Source organism: Agrobacterium leguminum (genome assembly GCF_005144435.2).
GTDB classification, from domain to species: Bacteria; Pseudomonadota; Alphaproteobacteria; order Rhizobiales; family Rhizobiaceae; genus Agrobacterium; species Agrobacterium leguminum.
In genome coordinates this window covers 274,501-290,944 of record NZ_CP120211.1, presented here as the reverse complement: position 1 = coordinate 290,944, position 16,444 = coordinate 274,501, and the positions used below count along the sequence as shown (strand labels likewise).

General features: G+C 61.2%; 14 protein-coding genes and 1 riboswitch. Of the genes, 8 read left to right on the top strand and 6 right to left on the bottom strand.

Features of this window, described 5'->3' with window-relative positions; genetic code table 11:
• Positions 1-114: 114 nt before the first annotated feature.
• On the bottom strand, positions 115-882 hold the full coding sequence (locus CFBP4996_RS01395) for an SDR family oxidoreductase (protein WP_004432705.1): 768 nt from the start codon (positions 880-882) through the stop codon (positions 115-117).
• An 11-nt stretch (positions 883-893) separates the two neighbouring features.
• The gene (locus tag CFBP4996_RS01390) at positions 894-2,093 is read right to left on the bottom strand and encodes a mandelate racemase/muconate lactonizing enzyme family protein (protein WP_035236078.1); all 1,200 of its coding nucleotides are present in this window, start codon (positions 2,091-2,093) and stop codon (positions 894-896) included.
• 216 nt (positions 2,094-2,309) lie between these two features.
• Here CFBP4996_RS01390 and CFBP4996_RS01385 point away from each other — a divergent pair, with 216 nt between their 5' ends.
• The 8 genes from CFBP4996_RS01385 (at position 2,310) to atzF (ending at position 13,186) form a co-directional block, all read left to right on the top strand.
• Positions 2,310-3,029 carry a FadR/GntR family transcriptional regulator gene (locus CFBP4996_RS01385; protein WP_080852642.1) on the top strand — a complete coding sequence of 240 codons (720 nt, stop codon included), beginning with the start codon at positions 2,310-2,312 and terminating at the stop codon, positions 3,027-3,029.
• Positions 3,030-3,294: 265 nt separating this feature from the next.
• A riboswitch (guanidine-I (ykkC/yxkD leader) is annotated at positions 3,295-3,404 on the top strand.
• A gap of 73 nt (positions 3,405-3,477) precedes the next feature.
• Positions 3,478-4,551: a putative urea ABC transporter substrate-binding protein gene (locus CFBP4996_RS01380; RefSeq protein WP_080852643.1), complete on the top strand. Its 1,074-nt coding sequence runs from the start codon at positions 3,478-3,480 to the stop codon at positions 4,549-4,551.
• Between the two features lie 60 nt (positions 4,552-4,611).
• Positions 4,612-5,430, top strand: a complete 819-nt coding sequence (locus CFBP4996_RS01375) for an ABC transporter permease (protein ID WP_080852644.1) — start codon at positions 4,612-4,614, stop codon at positions 5,428-5,430.
• On the top strand, positions 5,427-6,173 hold the full coding sequence (locus CFBP4996_RS01370; RefSeq protein WP_080852645.1) for an ABC transporter ATP-binding protein: 747 nt from the start codon (positions 5,427-5,429) through the stop codon (positions 6,171-6,173). The genes CFBP4996_RS01375 and CFBP4996_RS01370 overlap by 4 nt, the downstream gene beginning before the upstream one ends.
• Before the next feature lie 163 nt (positions 6,174-6,336).
• Positions 6,337-7,152: an urea amidolyase associated protein UAAP1 gene (locus CFBP4996_RS01365; RefSeq protein ID WP_170988558.1), complete on the top strand. Its 816-nt coding sequence runs from the start codon at positions 6,337-6,339 to the stop codon at positions 7,150-7,152.
• Positions 7,153-7,168: 16 nt separating this feature from the next.
• Entirely contained in the window at positions 7,169-7,819 is a 651-nt protein-coding gene (locus CFBP4996_RS01360) for an urea amidolyase associated protein UAAP2 (RefSeq protein ID WP_080852647.1), read from the top strand.
• Positions 7,820-7,823: 4 nt separating this feature from the next.
• Complete coding sequence (uca, locus tag CFBP4996_RS01355; RefSeq protein WP_080852648.1) at positions 7,824-11,360, top strand: urea carboxylase; 3,537 nt, start codon at positions 7,824-7,826, stop codon at positions 11,358-11,360.
• Positions 11,360-13,186 (top strand): allophanate hydrolase, encoded by a 1,827-nt coding sequence (atzF, locus tag CFBP4996_RS01350; RefSeq protein ID WP_080852649.1) that lies wholly within the window; start codon positions 11,360-11,362, stop codon positions 13,184-13,186. The genes uca and atzF overlap by 1 nt, the downstream gene beginning before the upstream one ends.
• A gap of 232 nt (positions 13,187-13,418) precedes the next feature.
• Here the strand turns inward: atzF and CFBP4996_RS01345 are convergent, their stop codons facing one another.
• From CFBP4996_RS01345 to CFBP4996_RS01330, 4 genes are all read right to left on the bottom strand, one after another.
• A complete protein-coding gene (locus CFBP4996_RS01345; RefSeq protein WP_035260854.1) occupies positions 13,419-14,207 on the bottom strand; it encodes a transporter substrate-binding domain-containing protein in 789 nt (262 codons plus the stop codon).
• A gap of 123 nt (positions 14,208-14,330) precedes the next feature.
• A complete protein-coding gene (locus CFBP4996_RS01340; RefSeq protein ID WP_004432660.1) occupies positions 14,331-14,987 on the bottom strand; it encodes an amino acid ABC transporter permease in 657 nt (218 codons plus the stop codon).
• A 5-nt stretch (positions 14,988-14,992) separates the two neighbouring features.
• Complete coding sequence (locus CFBP4996_RS01335; RefSeq protein ID WP_080852650.1) at positions 14,993-15,796, bottom strand: amino acid ABC transporter ATP-binding protein; 804 nt, start codon at positions 15,794-15,796, stop codon at positions 14,993-14,995.
• Positions 15,793-16,416, bottom strand: coding sequence for a DUF1989 domain-containing protein (locus tag CFBP4996_RS01330; RefSeq protein WP_080852651.1), 624 nt, complete (start codon positions 16,414-16,416; stop codon positions 15,793-15,795). Before CFBP4996_RS01330 ends, CFBP4996_RS01335 begins: the two co-directional genes overlap by 4 nt.
• Positions 16,417-16,444 lie beyond the last annotated feature (28 nt).

The following is a 16,444-nucleotide window of genomic DNA, read 5'->3' as shown; positions in this document are numbered from 1 at the left end:
CGCCCGCGCCGAATGCACGCTTCATCGATAGGAGTTTCATGTTGCTCCTCCGCTCGTTTGCTTGAGCCCGTCACGCTCTCCCCAAGCGTGACGAAACCAATTGCGGGCGCTCGCCTACAACACGGAGATCATGCCGCCATCGGCATAGACGATCTGGCCATTGACGTAGTCGGACGCGGCGGACGCAAAATAGATGACGGTTCCCGCCAGTTCTTCCGGACGCCCCCAGCGCCGCGCCGGCGTACGCGCCTTGACCCAGGCGTCGAATTCCGGGTTGGCGAGCAGGGCCTCGTTCATATCGGTGATCATGTAGCCGGGGCCGATCGCATTGGCCTGAATGCCCTTTTCGGCCCACTCAGCCGCCATGGCCTTGGTCAGCATCTTGATGCCGCCTTTCGCCACGGTATAAGGCGCAACCGTTGCCCGGGCGAGTTCGGAGGTCAGCGATCCGATATTGATGATCTTGCCGGAACCGCGCTCCGCCATTCGCCTGGCCGCCTCCCGGCCGACGAGGAAGGCCGACGTCAGATTGGTGTCGATCACCCTTCGCCAGTCGGCGCTCTCCAGCTCCAGCATAGGCTTGCGGAACTGGATGCCGGCATTGTTGACGAGGATATCCACCCGGATACCGTCCCGGTCGAACCGCTCGAAGGCTGCGATGACAGCGGCTTCGTCGGTCACGTCGAACGCCGCGGTCAGCACCTCACGACCTGTCGACCGCATCGCCGCAGCCGCCTCTTCCAGTCGGGTGGCGTCGACGCCATTGAGGATCACCCGGGCGCCGGCATTCGCCAGCCCCTCGGCAAAGGCCCGCCCCAAACCACGGGACGAACCGGTGATCAGCGCCGTCTTGCCGCTCAGATCGAATAGTGAAACGCTCATGACGATTCCCCTCAGAGTTCAGAGACGCGGACGGAGAGATCCGAGCGTTCGAAGAAGGACGGTTGCAGTTCAGTGCCGAGACCGGGGCCTTCCATCGGATAAACGAAGCCGCCCTCGATACGCGGAACCTCCGTCACCAGTTCGCGATACCAGCCCTTGTAAAAAGCGCGCACGCTTTCCTGGATAAGCGTGTTGGGCTGCGAAAAGCTCATGTGGATGGCGGCGGCGAACCCGACCGGGCCGATGCAGTCATGCGGGGCAAAAGGCCGGTGATAGGTTTCCGCCATGGCCGCGATCTTGCGGCCCTCGGTCAGGCCGCCCGTCCAGCACAGGTCGGCCATGACGACATGGGCGGCGTCGCGGTCGAGATAGTCCTTATAGGCAAAACGGGTGCCGAGCGTTTCGGAGGCGCAGGTCCACACATCGGTGGAATGCGCGTATTCGGCAAGCGCCTGCGGCGAATTCATCCGTATCGGATCTTCGTACCATGTGGGCTTGAACGGCTCGAGCGCCCGCGCGATCTGCTTGGCAACCGGCAGGTTCCACAGCGAATGGAACTCGACCATGATATCCATCTTGTCGCCGACGGCCTTGCGGATCAGCTCGAACGGCTTGATCGCCGTCTTCATCTGTTCCGCCGTGATGAACAGGCCGCGGTTTTCCATCGCCGGAGGATCGAACGGCCAGATCTTCATGGCCGTGATCCCGTTCGACAAAAGGTCTTCCGCCAGTTCGCCCGCCCGGTTCATGAAACCGTCGAGGTCTTCGTAAGGACCGGCTTCCTCACCCAAATTCCAGGTATCGACCGGCTTGATCTTCTTCGTCCGCACATAGCGGCTTCCGGCGCAGGTATTGTAGACACGCATCTTCTCCACGCAGAGCCCGCCTAGCATCTGGTGGACAGGCTGCCCACATACCTTGCCGAAAATATCCCACAGCGCGATGTCGACTGCGGAAGCCGCACGGTGTTCCGCCCCCGTCGAGGCATGGGCCATCGGCAGGTTGAGCATTTCCCGGTGAAGGGCTTCTATATGAAGCGGGTTACGGCCCACCAGCCGGCTTGCCAGCGTATCGTGGATGTGGGCTTCGACGGCCGCCGCCCCATAAAAGGTTTCGCCGAGGCCGGTAACGCCCTGATCGGTCTCCACATGCACCCAGAGAACATTGGAGAACTCTTCTGCTCGAAAAGTCTTGATCGCAGTTATTTTCATCATTGCTTCCGTTCAATCCGCCCGACTTTCGCCAAGCCGCCATTTCAGCGGGAAAACCGCAGAGACAAAGGAAATCCATCGATCGCATACGAAGCATGCGGCCCTGTTTCTCCATCGAAGTCTGACTGACGTTTCTTTCCGCCCAATTTTTATGGCAGAATTTCTGCCAGTCTCGTATAATCCTGTCAACCAAAAATGCGAAAGTAATGTTCCGAAATGACAAAAGCTGTAGGACAGGTTTACGAAGAAGATATAGGCCTCGTTGAACGGGCCATTGTCGATGTGCGCGCCTATATGCGCGAAAACCAGCTTCGGCCGGGCAGCCCCATGCCCAGCGAAACGGCCATGGCCGCCAAGCTCGATGTTTCCCGATCCGTGACGCGGGAGGCCTTCCGTGCCCTTGCCGCACTCGGGATCCTCGAGGTCAGCTCCGGCCGCCGGGCGCGGGTTGCGGCACCGGATGCGATACCGCTCAGCATGATTCTCGACCATACCGTGGCAACGAAGCAGCTCAGCATTCAGCAGGTTCTGGACGTGCGGCGCACGCTTGAGCTGCGCATGGCAAGCCTTGCATCGCTGCGCCGTACGGACGCCCAGGCGCGGGAGCTTCTCCAGATCGTGGAAGACATGTTCAACGCGCTCGAAACACCGGAGGCGTTGATGGAGCTCGACATTCGCTTCCACGAACTGATCGCCCAGGCTTCGGGCAACTCTCTTTATGGAATCATCGTCGGCTCTTTCCGTGTCGTAACGCAGCAGACCTGGCATATCGGCTGGCGCAGCCGCGCCACTCTGGAGAACCGCACGGAAAACATCCGTTGCCACCAGAGGATCGCTGAAGCGATCAGCCTCCAGAATATGGAGATGGCGGAGGCCGCCATGACCGAACATTTCGACTCGGCCGTCGGCGTCCTGCTTCGGGCGGGCGTCAACTGACGAAGCCATGTGATGGGCATCGCCTGTCGCCGCAACCGGACGCCGTCCAGTCATTGCTCGCATCTGCGCGATCTAAACAGGCGTTACCATCCGACGAGACTGCCATCGTGATGACGCCAGAGCGGATTGCGCCAAGCTGCGCCTAAAAAATATGCTTGGAAGCCCATCGGCAAGAACACAAATCAGGCACTCTTCTTCGCATTTTGGCGAAATCGCGCGGCAAAGCCCGAAATCCAATCTGGCACGCGGTTTGCTTCGTTTATTCCGAGTTGGCCGCTAGGGTTCCGGTGCAGGTTTGCATGACTGGTCCGAGAGCAGCCACTGTGCGAGGAGAAATCTCGCACGGATGCACGGCGGGACAAAAGCCCGGGAGACCTCGTTAGCCAAGGGATTGGCGGCGTTGGTCTATGCCGATCCCTTTTTGAGAACAAGCAAAAGGGGAATACCAATGCAGACTTTCAGAACAATCATCTCCATTTCCGCGCTGGGGGGCCTTCTTGCGCTCCCGCTGGTTTCGACAGCGGATGCTGCGCCCAAAAAGGATTTCAAGGTCGCCTGGTCGATCTATGTCGGCTGGATGCCCTGGGGCTATGCCGCCGACCATGGCATCGTCAAGAAATGGGCCGACAAATACGGCATCAATATCGAGGTCACGCAGTTCAACGACTATGTGGAATCGATGAACCAGTATACGGCGGGCGCCTATGACGCCGTGACCCTGACCAACATGGACGGCCTGTCGATTCCCGCTGCCGGCGGCGTCGATACAACCGCCGTCATCGTCGGCGACTTCTCCAACGGAAACGATGCCGTCATCCTCAAGGACAAAAAAGACCTTGCCGAGATCAAGGGCCAGAACATCAATCTCGTGGAGTTCTCCGTGTCGCATTATCTGCTTGCACGGGCGCTCGAAACCATCGGCTCATCCGAACGCGATGTGAAAGTCGTCAATACGTCCGACGCGGACATGGTCGCCGCTTACCAGACACCGGAGGTTTCCGCTGTCGTAACGTGGAATCCACTGGTTTCGACCATTCTCCAGAATTCCTCGGCCAACAAGGTTTTCGACAGTTCCAAAGTCCCCGGCGAGATCATCGATCTGATGGTCGCCCATACCGATGTGCTGAAGGATAATCCCGATTTCGGCAAGGCGCTCGCGGGCATCTGGTACGATACGATGAAGGTGATGACCGCCGAGAGCGCGGAAGGCAAGGCGGCGCGCAAGGCGATGGGCAAGGCATCCGGCACGGATCTTGCCGGTTTCGAAGCCCAGATGGCGGCCACCAAGCTGTTCGACAAGCCGGCGGACGCGGTCGCCTTCACGGCTTCGCCGGACCTGCCGAAGACCATGGACCGGGTGCGGCACTTCCTGTTCGACAAGGGCCTGCTTGGCAACGGCGCGTCATCGGCGGACGCAATCGGCATCGCGTTTCCGGATGGGGCCGTCCGAGGTGACGCGTCCAACGTCAAGTTCCGCTTTACGACGGACTACATGGCCGAAGCGGCCAAGGGAATGCTCTGAGGACCAGCCGCACCGCGCCCAGGCGCGGTCTTCCACCCTGCCATCACCCCGGAGTTTCCCATGCGCTGGATCAATTCGCGTCCTTCGAACGGCGCCCGTCTTGGACTTGCCGTCCTGCCCTTTGCGGCCGTGCTGATCGCTTACACGGTCGGCTCGGCGGCACGGCTTGCCGAAAACGCCAATGACAAGCTTCTGCCGGGCTTTGCCGGCCTTGCCGACGCCATCAACCGGCTGGCCGTCATCCCCGATGCCCGCACGGGTGATATTCTTCTATGGACGGATACGGCCGCAAGCCTCGTCCGCCTGTTTTCGGGACTGGGGATAGCGACCGCGATGGCGTTGGCCATCGGCATGCTGATCGGCATGCTGCCTTACGCACGATCGCTGCTTTCGCCTTTCGTCGGCGCCATTTCCATGGTGCCGCCGCTGGCGCTTTTGCCCATCCTTTTCATCCTGCTCGGCCTTGGCGAAATTTCCAAGATCGCACTCATCGTCATCGGTGTGGCGCCCGTGATGATCCGCGATCTGGCGCTCAGGGCCATCGAACTGCCGCGCGAGCAGATCATCAAGGCCGAGACGCTCGGGGCAAACTCATGGCAGATCGCGCTGCGCGTGGTGCTGCCGCAGGTCCTGCCGCGGCTCATCACCTGTCTGCGTCTCCAGCTCGGACCGGCCTGGCTTTTCCTGATCGCGGCGGAAGCGATTTCGTCCGATGCGGGGCTCGGTTATCGCATCTTCCTCGTTCGTCGCTATCTCGCGATGGATGTGATTTTTCCCTATGTCATCTGGATCACGCTTATCGCCGTGCTGACCGACTGGCTGCTGGACCGGCTGCGGCTTGCCGTCTTTCCCTGGTCGGCAACGGAGAACAAGGCATGAGCACGCTCACCATCGACAATGTCTGGAAGGAATATGGCGACCAGATCGTGCTCGAGAATGTTTCGCTCGAGATCGAATCCCGCGCGTTTGTCGCGCTTGTCGGTCCGTCCGGCTGCGGCAAGACCACCTTCCTGCGCATGATCCTCGGCCAGGAGCGGCCGAGCCGCGGCACGATTCTTCTCGACGGCAAACCGCTGCCCGACGAACCGGGACCGGACCGCGGCGTCGTGTTCCAGAAATATTCGGTGTTTCCGCATCTGACCGTGCTCGGTAACGTCCTGATCGGCAAGGAACTTGCCGCGTCGCCCGTCAGCGGCAGGCTGTTCGGCGCCGCCCGCCGGGCCGCGACCGACGAGGCCCGCACCATGATCGCCGATGTCGGCCTTTCAGGGTCGGAAGACAAATATCCTGCCCAGCTTTCCGGTGGCATGCAGCAGCGCCTGGCGCTTGCCCAGACGCTGCTGATGCGGCCGAAAATCCTGCTGCTCGACGAACCCTTCGGCGCACTTGATCCGGGCATTCGCGCCGAAATCCACCAGCTGATGAAACGGCTGTGGAACGAAGCGCAGATGACGGTGGTGATGGTGACGCACGACATGCGCGAGGCCTTCACGCTTGCCACCCGCGTCATCGCTTTCGAGCGCCCACGCGACCGCCCGGAGGAAAAGCTGCGCTATGGCGCAACGGTCACCCGCGACATTTCGATCTGGCCGCCGCGCCGGGCCGGCGGCGTCGCCGCCTGAAACGATATGCATCAGGGCCAAGCCCTGATGTCGACTGCGCAGTTGCGGATAGAGGGGCGGCTCAAAACCCCTGCCGGAATTGCTTCCGACGGCCCGCCGGGACGACCCGGCAAACAAGGGCAGACACCGGGACGACCCGAACTCAACCGCCATGGAGCACCTTATGCACCAAAGACGTTCGCCCGAAGAAATCGCCGCCAACCGCGCCCGTTATGAAGATCATCAGAAAAAGGGGCTGGAATTTGCGCCCAAGGCACTGCCCGGCTTCAGCCTCCTGCCCGAACCCACGCTCGACGAAACGAAAATCCTTGACCGCGAAATCATTCCCGGCGGCTGGTACTGGACGACCAGGCTGCGCAGGGAAGAGGTGCTGCGCATCAGCCTCAACCACGGCTTCTCTTCGATTGCGCTCATCGCCTGGAATGCCGCCGACACCTCGGAACGCATCAATCTGCCCGACACGATCAAGGTGCAGTGGACCACGGGGCTTTCCAAAGGCCGCGTCATCTTTTCCGACATGGGGCGTGTGATGTTTTCGATTACCGAGGACAGTTCCGGCGCGCATGATTGCCTTGTCGGCGGCTCGAACGCGCAGAGCAACGCTCGTTATGAGGGCGAACATCTGCGTGACACCCGCGATAACTTCATCAAGCTGGCGATGAAGCTCGGCCTCGACCGCCGTGACATTCCGGCCGCGCTGACGCTTTTCGCACCCGTGCGTGTTGATGCCGAAGGCCGGTTTTTCTGGAACCCGGCCCTCCTCAATGGCGGGGACTATGTTGAGCTGCGTGCGGAAATGGACATGCTGGTCGGTTTTTCCAATTGCCCGCATCCGCTTGATCCCAACCCGGCCTATGCGCCGAACCCGGTGACGGTCACCCGCCTTGCGGCCGCTCCGGTTGCCGCCGACGACCTGTGCCGGACCGCCACCGCCGAGGCCGTGCGCGGTTTCGAGAACAACGCGCTTTCCAACCTTTGAGCCGGGAGAAACGAACATGACCGATTTCATTGAAACCGTTTCGTCGCGCACATGTGAAAATGCAGCGCAAAACCACTACGTCCCGGCTGAAAAACCCTTCTCCACCTTCATCAGCAAGGGCGCCACGGTTCGTATCGAAGACACTTACGGCCAGCAGGCCATCGATACGCTGTTTTACAACGCTCGAGACTTTTCGGAACGCTATTCCAGTCAGGATACGGTGCGGGCGCAGGGCGCGGCCTATATTTCGACCGGCACGAAAATCATGTCGAGCGAGGGTCGGGTAATGCTGACCGTGACCGCCGACAGCTGCGGCCGTCACGATACCTCCGCCGGCGCCTGCTCCTGCGAAAGCAACACGGTGCGTTTCGGCCACGGGACGAAATATCTTCATGCCTGCCGGGACAATTTCGTCGCCGAGGTCGCCAGATACGGCATGGGCAAACGCGATGTCGTTTCCAATATCAACCTTTTCATGAATGTGCCCATTTCGCCCAATGGCGGCATGACCATCGTGGACGGCATTTCCTCGCCCGGCGACTACGTCGAACTGGTGGCCGAGATGGATGTGTTGCTGGTCATTTCCAACTGCCCGCAGATCAACAATCCCTGCAATGGTTTCGATCCGACGCCGATCCGGGTGCTCGTTTGGAACGGGAAGGATTGAGCCGATGTTCAAGAAAGTCCTCATCGCCAATCGTGGCGAAATCGCCGTCCGCGTCATCAGGACGCTGCGGGACATGGGTATTGCCTCCGTGGCGGTCTATTCCGATGCCGACCGCTTCGCCAGGGCGGCATTGACGGCCGACGAAGCGATACGCCTCGGGCCAGCGCCCTCCGCAGAAAGTTATCTCGATGTCGAAGCGGTGATTGCCGCCTGCAAAAAGACGGGCGCGGAAGCAGTCCATCCCGGTTATGGCTTTCTTTCCGAAAATATCGGCTTTGCCGAAAGGCTGGCGGCTGAAGGCATCGTCTTCATCGGCCCGACACCGGAAAACATCGCCGATTTCGGCCTGAAGCACACCGCCCGGGAACTGGCGCAGAAAAGCGGTGTGCCGCTGCTTCCGGGCTCCGGTCTGCTTGGCTCGGTCAAAGAAGCGCTCGCCGCCGCGGAAGCCGTCGGTTATCCGGTCATGCTGAAATCCACCGCCGGCGGCGGCGGCATCGGCATGCAGCTCTGCGCCGACGACGCCGCACTGAGAGCGGCCTTCGAGAGCGTGCAGCGCACGGCGAAAGCGAGTTTTGGCGACGCCCGCGTCTATCTGGAACGGTTCGTGGCGAAGGCTCGCCATGTCGAAGTGCAGATATTCGGCGACGGCAAGGGACGGGTGATTGCGCTTGGCGAACGCGACTGCTCGCTTCAGCGCCGCAACCAGAAGGTCATCGAGGAGACACCCGCCCCTGGGCTTTCCGATGAGGTTCAGGCGCGCCTGCACGCGGCCGCCGTCTCGCTGGGAAAACAGGTGAATTATCGCTCCGCCGGCACGGTCGAGTTCATTTACGATCCGGCCCGCGAGGAATTCTATTTCCTGGAGGTCAATACGAGGCTGCAGGTGGAGCACCCGGTGACCGAAGCCGTCTTCGGCATCGATCTGGTGGAATGGATGATCCGTCAGGCCGCCGGCGACGATGTCCTGACCGGCGCAGAGGAGCTGATACCCAAGGGGGCGGCCATTGAGGCGCGTGTCTATGCGGAAATGCCGCATGCCGATTTTCGCCCGAGCGCCGGTCTTCTGACCGAGGTGGTTTTTCCCGAAGATGTCCGGGTCGACGGCTGGATAGAGACCGGCACGGAGGTAACGCCTTCTTACGATCCCATGCTGGCCAAGATCATCGTCACGGGGGCGGATCGCAACGCGGCGATCGCCAGTCTCGACGACGCCCTGTCGCACACCGCGATTTCAGGCATCGAGACCAACCTCGACTATCTCAGGGCGATTGCCGGCTCCAGCCTTTTCCGGACCGGCAATGTCGCGACCACGGCGCTGAAGGATTTTCCCTTCGTGCCAGATGTCGTCGAGGTCATTGCACCGGGAGCGCAATCGAGCCTTCAGGAACTGCCCGGCCGTCTCGGCCTGTGGCATGTCGGGGTGCCGCCGAGCGGACCGATGGACGAACGTTCCTTCCGTCATGCGAACCGGCTGGTCGGCAATCACGACCACACCGCGGCTCTGGAAATCACCGTTTCCGGTCCCGTGCTCAAGTTCTTTGCGGATGTGACGGTGGCGCTTGCCGGCGCGGAAATGCCGATGAAGTGCGACGGCGAACCCGTTCCGCATAACACCCCGATCACGGTCAAGGCCGGGCAGACGCTTACCATCGGCCAGATCGGCGGGGCGGGGCAGCGGGCCTATCTGGCGGTGGCCGGCGGTTTTGACGCGCCGGTCGTGCTCGGCTCGCGCGCCACATTCGGGCTTGGTCAGTTCGGCGGCAACGCCACCGGCACCTTGCGCGCCGGCCACGTTCTTCGCCTCGCCCGCGTCCCCCAGGCCGATGCGAAAGCCGCCTCCGAACCTGCCGACCTGACCCGCGAATGGTCGGTGGGCGTGCTCTATGGGCCCCATGGCGCGCCGGATTTTTTCCTTGAGGACGATATAGAGACCCTGTTTGCGACCGAATATGAGGTGCATTTCAATTCCGCCCGCACGGGTATACGCCTCATCGGCCCTGCGCCGAAATGGGCGCGCGAGGACGGCGGGGAAGCCGGGCTTCACCCCTCAAACCTCCATGACAATGCCTATGCCATCGGCGCCATCGATTTTACGGGCGACATGCCGATCATTCTCGGGCCGGATGGCCCGTCCCTCGGCGGCTTCGTTTGCCCGGCGGTGATTGCCGCGGATGAGCAATGGAAGATGGGACAGTTCAAACCGGGCGACAAAATCCGCTTTCATCCGGTCGCGCGGGCGGAAGATCCCATTGCCGGTCCCGTCGTCAAACGCATCGGCGAAGATGCCGGCTCCCCCATTCTCGGCCATCGCGACGATGGCGAGGTTCCGGTGGTTTATCGTCGGCAGGGCGATGACAACCTGCTGGTCGAATATGGGCCGATGCAGCTCGATGTCAGCCTGCGCCTTCGCAGCCATCTTTTGATGCAGGCGGTGCGGGAGGCCGGCGTTCCCGGCCTGATAGACCTGACCCCCGGCATCCGCTCGCTGCAAATTCACTACGATGGATCGCATGTGACGCGTGGCCGGTTGCTCGGCCTTCTTTCCGAAATCGAAAGCGGCATGCCTTCCGTTCACTCGGTGAAGGTGCCGAGCCGCACCGTCTGGTTGCCGCTGTCGTGGGACGATCCGGATGCGGCGCTGGCGATGCGCAAATATCAGGAGCTGGTGCGCCCCAATGCGCCCTGGTGCCCCTCGAACATTGAATTCATCCGCCGCATCAACGGTCTGGATGACGAACAGGCCGTAAAAGACAAAATCTTCGACGCATCCTATCTCGTCATGGGGCTTGGCGATGTCTATCTCGGCGCCCCGGTTGCCACGCCTCTCGACCCGCGCCACCGCCTCGTCACGACAAAATATAATCCGGCGCGCACGTGGACGCCGGAAAACGCCGTCGGCATCGGCGGCGCCTATATGTGCATCTACGGCATGGAGGGACCGGGCGGTTATCAGCTCTTCGGGCGCACCATCCAGATGTGGAATACGTGGCGGCAAACCCCGGTCTTCGGCAAGGACAAACCCTGGCTGCTCGATTTCTTCGATCAGGTCCGTTTCTTTCCCGTCAGCCACGGCGAATTGACCGAAGCCCGCGCCGCCTTTCCCCATGGGGGTTATCCCGTCCGTATCGAAGAGGGCGAGTTTTCCTATGCGGATTACGAGGCGGAGCTTCAGAAGAATGCCGCCGCAATCGGCGCATTCAAGGCAGGCCAGCAGGCCGCCTTCGAGGCGGAACGCCAACGCTGGAAAGATCAGGGGCTCGACAGTTTCGTTGTCGATGAAGGTGTCGGTCCCGGCCTCGGGGGCGATATTCCCGACGGCTGCTTCGGCATTGAAAGTGCCGTGCCGGGCAATGTCTGGAAGGTGCTGGTGGAAAAAGGGCAGAAGGTGGCAGCCGGAGAAACGCTCGCCATCATCGAATCCATGAAGATGGAAATCACCGTCAACGCGCACGCCGCGGGCAAGGTGCGCGATCTCCGCGCCGGGCCGGGCCGCAATGTCAGGGCCGGCGACGTGCTGGTCGTTCTGGAGGCCATGTAATGTTGCCGATCATTCTCGATATCGCCTCGCTGAAAGCCGCCTATGCAAAGGGGCTGAGCCCGCTCGATCTCGTCGAGGAGATAATTCTTCGCATCGAGGCGTCGGACGATCCGGCGATCTTCATAACGAAGACGCCGGACGAGGATCTGCGCGCCGCCGCCCGCGACCTCCTAGCCCGCGCGCCCATGGCCAACAGCCTGCCGCTGTGGGGCGTGCCTTTTGCCGTCAAGGACAATATCGACGTGGCCAACCTGCCGACGACGGCCGCCTGCCCGGCCTTTGCCTACCGGCCGCAACAGGATGCGACCGTCATCGCCCGGCTGAAGGCCGCAGGCGCAATCGTTATCGGCAAGACCAATCTCGACCAGTTCGCCACCGGGCTGAACGGCACACGCTCGCCTCACGGCGCGCCGCGGTCGGTGTTCGACAAGTCTTATGTGTCGGGAGGCTCGTCCTCCGGCTCCGCCGTGGCGGTGGCGTCTGGCCTTGCCAGTTTCGCGCTCGGCACGGATACGGCCGGTTCCGGCCGCGTGCCTGCGGCCTTCAACAATATTGTCGGCATCAAACCAACACCCGGATTGGTGCCGAATGTCGGCGTCGTACCCGCATGCCGCTCGGTGGACGTCGTGACCATTTTTTCCGCCACGGTGGGCGACGGCGTGGAGGTGCGCAGGGTCATGGAGGGTTATGACCCCGCCGATCCCTTCTCGCGCAGGGCAAAGCCGGCCGCCCTGCCGGCTGCCGGGCTGCGCATTGGTGTGCTTGAGCCCGGGGAACGGGAATTTTTCGGCAATGCCGCTTTCGAGGCGCTTTATGACGCGGCTATCGAAAAAGCGAAAATGCTCGGCGCAGACATAGTCCCCTTCGACTATGCGCCGTTCCGTCAGGCCGCCGAGCTGCTCTATAACGGCCCGTGGGTGGCCGAGCGTCTGGCGGCGGTGAAACATTTCCTGGCGACCAATGCCGACGATTTTGACCCCACCGTAAGGGCAATCATCGAGGGGGCAAGGCGATACGATGCCGTCGACGCCTTCGAGGGACTATACGGGCTTGAGACGCTTCGCCAGAAGGCATCGGCGGAATGGGCGAAAGCCGACGTGTTGATGCTGCCGACATCGCCAACCACCTACACGGTGGAGGAGATGCGCGCAGATCCGATCGCGAAGAACGGCCATTTCGGACGATATACCAATTTCGCCAATCTGTTCGGTTATGCGGCCATCGCTGTTCCCGCGGGCTTCGATGCCGCGGATCATTTGCCGGCGGGTGTCACCCTGTTCGGCCCGGCCTTTTCCGACGATGCGCTGGCGCCATTTGCCGATATGCTGCACCGCGCATTGCAGCCCGGCATGGGCAGGGACCGCAAGGCTGCCCTGCCGGAAGCTTCGAAAGTGGCGGATACCGATGACGGGCTGGTGCCGATTGTCGTCGTCGGCGCCCATCTCACCGGCATGCCGCTCAATCACGAACTCACAGGCCCCGGCGGTCGGCTGATGAAATCCTGCCGCACGGCCGGCGACTACCGGCTGTTCGTCTTGCCGAATACCGTTCCACCGAAACCTGGCCTGCTGCGGGAGCCCGGCTTTAAAGGCGCGGGGCTGGAGGTAGAGGTGTGGAGGGTGACGCCCGAAGCCTTCGGACGTTTCGTGCAGAACATTCCCGCTCCCCTTGGCATCGGCAAGGTAACGCTGGACGACGGATCACAAATCTCCGGCTTCCTGTGCGAACCCTATGCGCTCAAGGGTGCTGTGGAAGTGACAGGCCTTGGCGGGTGGCGCGCCTATATCCGGTCGATCAAACAAGAAGAAAGGAAAAGCCATGCGTGACATTTTCTCAAAATATATGGGTATCCTCCGGCGAGCAACGGTGATGCTTTTGACTGCGAGAGCCGGAATGTATTGGGGCCGAGGACGTCGAAACGGCTAAGTCCGGTTTCATCGCAATCGCCGTTCCGGGCATCGGAGACGCCACATCGAACAGGCGACACTATCTTCGCCTGTTCGACCCTGAACGCCCCTCGCCCCGGCCAACCGGGAGGCGGCCTTAGCGACCGGGCGCTTATTCGAGGCTCTTGATCGGGTCTTTCGGCGCCGGATCGAAACCCACGAGTTCGACGGTCAGCTTCGCATAGGTGCCGTCGGCCACGATGTCGGCGAGCGCCTTGTTCACCGCCTTCACCAGCTCGGGCTTGCCCTTCTTGATGGCGAAACCTTTCTGGACGTGGCTGACGAAATCCGGCGTCATTTCGAGGGGAAGGCCGGAGTTCTTGATCGCCCATGCACCGGCGATCGCATCGGTAATGGTCGCGTCGATATTGCCGTTGACGAGGTCCTGCATCGCGTCCGATTCAGCCTTGTATCCTTTGACGACCGCACCCTTTTCCTCGGCGATTTTTGCGAAGGTGGAAGAGACGAGCGCACCGACGGTCTTGCCTTTGAGATCAGCGGCGCTTTTGATGGCCGAGCCCTTCTGGACGACGATGCGACCGCCCGATTCCAGCCAGCCATTGGCAAAGGTAACGCGCTTCTGCCGCTCTTCGGTTATATCCATGGAAGCGCTGATGATATCGTACTGATCCGCCTGAAGACCGACCAGCAGAGAGTCCCATTTGATCAGAACCGGCGTGTAGGTGAGGTCGAGGCGCTTTGCAACTTCCTTCATCACACGGATTTCCAGACCGTCGAGCGTTCCATCCGGGGCACGCATGCTGAAGGGCGAAAAGGTTCCTTCCGTTGCGACCTGCAGCTTCCCCGGCTCCAGCAATTCAAGCTCTGCGGCAAAGACCGGAGCGTTGGTGATGGTCGCAGCGAGTGCGGCGACGGCAAATGCGATAGATTTGAATTTCATGACTCGTTCCCTTATTGATTTTTTGCATTTTCCTGTTCGTCAGGCGGCATTGGCGTCACCCGCAGTCGATCCTGCGGATCGCTCCGCCGGATATTTCAGGCACCGCTGAGAACCGTCGGGGCCTCAGCTTGAAAGGGCATAACGGCGTTCCAGCAAGGCTGCGAGCTGTGTCAGCACCGTCGTAAGCAGGAGATAAATGACGGCCACGGCGATGTAGAACTCGAAAGGCCTGAATGTTGCGGCAATCAGCGTCTGGGCATAGAGCGTCAGCTCCACGACAGTGATCGTCGACAGCAGCGATGTATTTTTCAACGTCGAAATGGCTTCATTCGTGACCGAAGGCAGGATGATGCGGAATACCTGCGGCAGGATAATGCTGCGCATGGTTTCCGCCGGGCTGAACCCCAGCGCCAGAGCCGATTCCGTCTGCCCGCGCGGGATGGCCGACAGGCCTCCCCGGATGATTTCCGCGACATAGGCGCCGCTATTGACGCCGAGCGCCAGCACGCCGGCAGTAAAGGGCGAGAGCTTCACGCCGAATTGCGGCAGGCCGAAATAGATGATGAAGACCTGGATCAGGGTTGGCGTGCCGCGAACGAACCAGACATAGAAGGCGGAGGCGGCACGCACCGCGCGCCATGGCGAACGATGGCCGAGCGCCGCAAGCAGGCCGCAGCCCCAGCTGACGATAATGGTCAGGATCGTCAACCAGAACACCGTCCAGGCAGCCAGCAGAAAGCCCGGACCGTAAAGCTGCACTTCGTCGATAAAATTCGCCATTGTCGTCACGCTCCCCCGGCGCCATCTGTTGCGCCGCTGGGGGCAAGCTGGTCATGCAAAATGCGGTGAAGAAATTGCCGCAGGCGATCGCTCTGCGGATTGCGAAGAATGTCGGGCGCGCCGGTTTCAGCGATGACACCCTTGTCGAAAAAGAGCACACGCGATGAAACGTCACGGGCAAAGGCAATTTCATGGGTCACCAGCAGCATGGTCATGCCGTCCGCGGCCAGCGAAGCCATCAGCACCAGCACCTCATGGACAAGTTCGGGATCGAGCGCGGAGGTCACCTCATCGAAAAGCATCAGGCGCGGTTTCATGGCGAGCGCCCGGGCGATGGCGACGCGCTGCTGCTGGCCGCCGGACAGGCGTGCCGGATAGCTGTGGCGTTTCTCATAAAGGCCGATGCGGGAAAGCAGGGCCTCCGCCTCTTCGACAGCCTGGTTTTTGGGTCGTTTCAGCAGCCGGACCGGAGCATGGATGACATTTTCCAGAACCGTCATATGCGGCCAGAGATTGTAGCTCTGAAACACCATGCCGACGCGGGCGCGCAGGGCCTGCAGCTGCGAGGGCGTCGGGAAAAATCGCGATTCCGGCCGAAAATCGAAAGACAGGTTCTCGAATTCGAGATAACCCGACTGGGGCATTTCCAGACCGTTTATCGAACGCAGGAAGGTGCTCTTGCCCGAACCGCTCGCGCCGATGATGGATACGACCTCACCCGGTTCGACACTAAGCGAGACGCCTTTCAGAACCTCGTTTTCCCCGAAGCTCTTGCGGATATCCCGCAGGTTCAAAACCGGTCCGGTCATGGGGTCGTCTCCTTGTATTCATCGACGATCTGCACCGCGACATCCCTCGGTGTGCGGTCCACACCGTTGATCTCCGTAATATCCTGGGGACAGGCGGACAGCACGAGCAGCAGATCCATCTCGGCCCTCAACGCCACATGGTCACCCGCCGCGGACGCCGGCGGGCGTCGGTCGAGACTGCCATCGGCGTTCACCGCCACATTCATGAAAAGGTTGAGAGATGCCGGCGTCTGGGCGACGGCAAGGCCCTTCTCCGCCAGCGCCTCATGGAAATTTCCGGAACAGCTGCGATGAAACCCCTCGCATCCCAGTTGCTGGTAAAGATCCGCATTGCACGGGCAGAGCAGCGTATCATGCCGCAGGGCGGCACTGTCGCTCACCAGCGTCATCATGGCTCTTCTGCGGTTGCTAAAGACACCCATGCCGCGCTCGATGAAGATATTGCTGTTTACCGAGCGGGTATGATCCATCGAGCTGATCTCAGATGGATCACCTGTCGCAACAGCCCACGCATCCACGACCTGGTTTCCGTGGGAATTCGTAACGATGGCGACCTCGCCGGCCAGCATGCGATAGGCTGCGCCATGACCTGCCAATAAATTCTGCACATTTTCAGTCATCGGACACCGTTGGAAGGAATGCTGAAAC

Bases quoted from the DNA above. Each gene is read 5' to 3' on its own strand.
- CFBP4996_RS01395 (WP_004432705.1), bottom strand. From the start codon at position 882: ATGAGCGTTTCACTATTCGATCTGAGCGGCAAGACGGCGCTGATCACC.
- CFBP4996_RS01390 (WP_035236078.1), bottom strand. From the start codon at position 2,093: ATGAAAATAACTGCGATCAAGACTTTTCGAGCAGAAGAGTTCTCCAAT.
- CFBP4996_RS01385 (WP_080852642.1), top strand. From the start codon at position 2,310: ATGACAAAAGCTGTAGGACAGGTTTACGAAGAAGATATAGGCCTCGTT.
- CFBP4996_RS01380 (WP_080852643.1), top strand. From the start codon at position 3,478: ATGCAGACTTTCAGAACAATCATCTCCATTTCCGCGCTGGGGGGCCTT.
- CFBP4996_RS01375 (WP_080852644.1), top strand. From the start codon at position 4,612: ATGCGCTGGATCAATTCGCGTCCTTCGAACGGCGCCCGTCTTGGACTT.
- CFBP4996_RS01370 (WP_080852645.1), top strand. From the start codon at position 5,427: ATGAGCACGCTCACCATCGACAATGTCTGGAAGGAATATGGCGACCAG.
- CFBP4996_RS01365 (WP_170988558.1), top strand. From the start codon at position 6,337: ATGCACCAAAGACGTTCGCCCGAAGAAATCGCCGCCAACCGCGCCCGT.
- CFBP4996_RS01360 (WP_080852647.1), top strand. From the start codon at position 7,169: ATGACCGATTTCATTGAAACCGTTTCGTCGCGCACATGTGAAAATGCA.
- uca (WP_080852648.1), top strand. From the start codon at position 7,824: ATGTTCAAGAAAGTCCTCATCGCCAATCGTGGCGAAATCGCCGTCCGC.
- atzF (WP_080852649.1), top strand. From the start codon at position 11,360: ATGTTGCCGATCATTCTCGATATCGCCTCGCTGAAAGCCGCCTATGCA.
- CFBP4996_RS01345 (WP_035260854.1), bottom strand. From the start codon at position 14,207: ATGAAATTCAAATCTATCGCATTTGCCGTCGCCGCACTCGCTGCGACC.
- CFBP4996_RS01340 (WP_004432660.1), bottom strand. From the start codon at position 14,987: ATGGCGAATTTTATCGACGAAGTGCAGCTTTACGGTCCGGGCTTTCTG.
- CFBP4996_RS01335 (WP_080852650.1), bottom strand. From the start codon at position 15,796: ATGACCGGACCGGTTTTGAACCTGCGGGATATCCGCAAGAGCTTCGGG.
- CFBP4996_RS01330 (WP_080852651.1), bottom strand. From the start codon at position 16,416: ATGACTGAAAATGTGCAGAATTTATTGGCAGGTCATGGCGCAGCCTAT.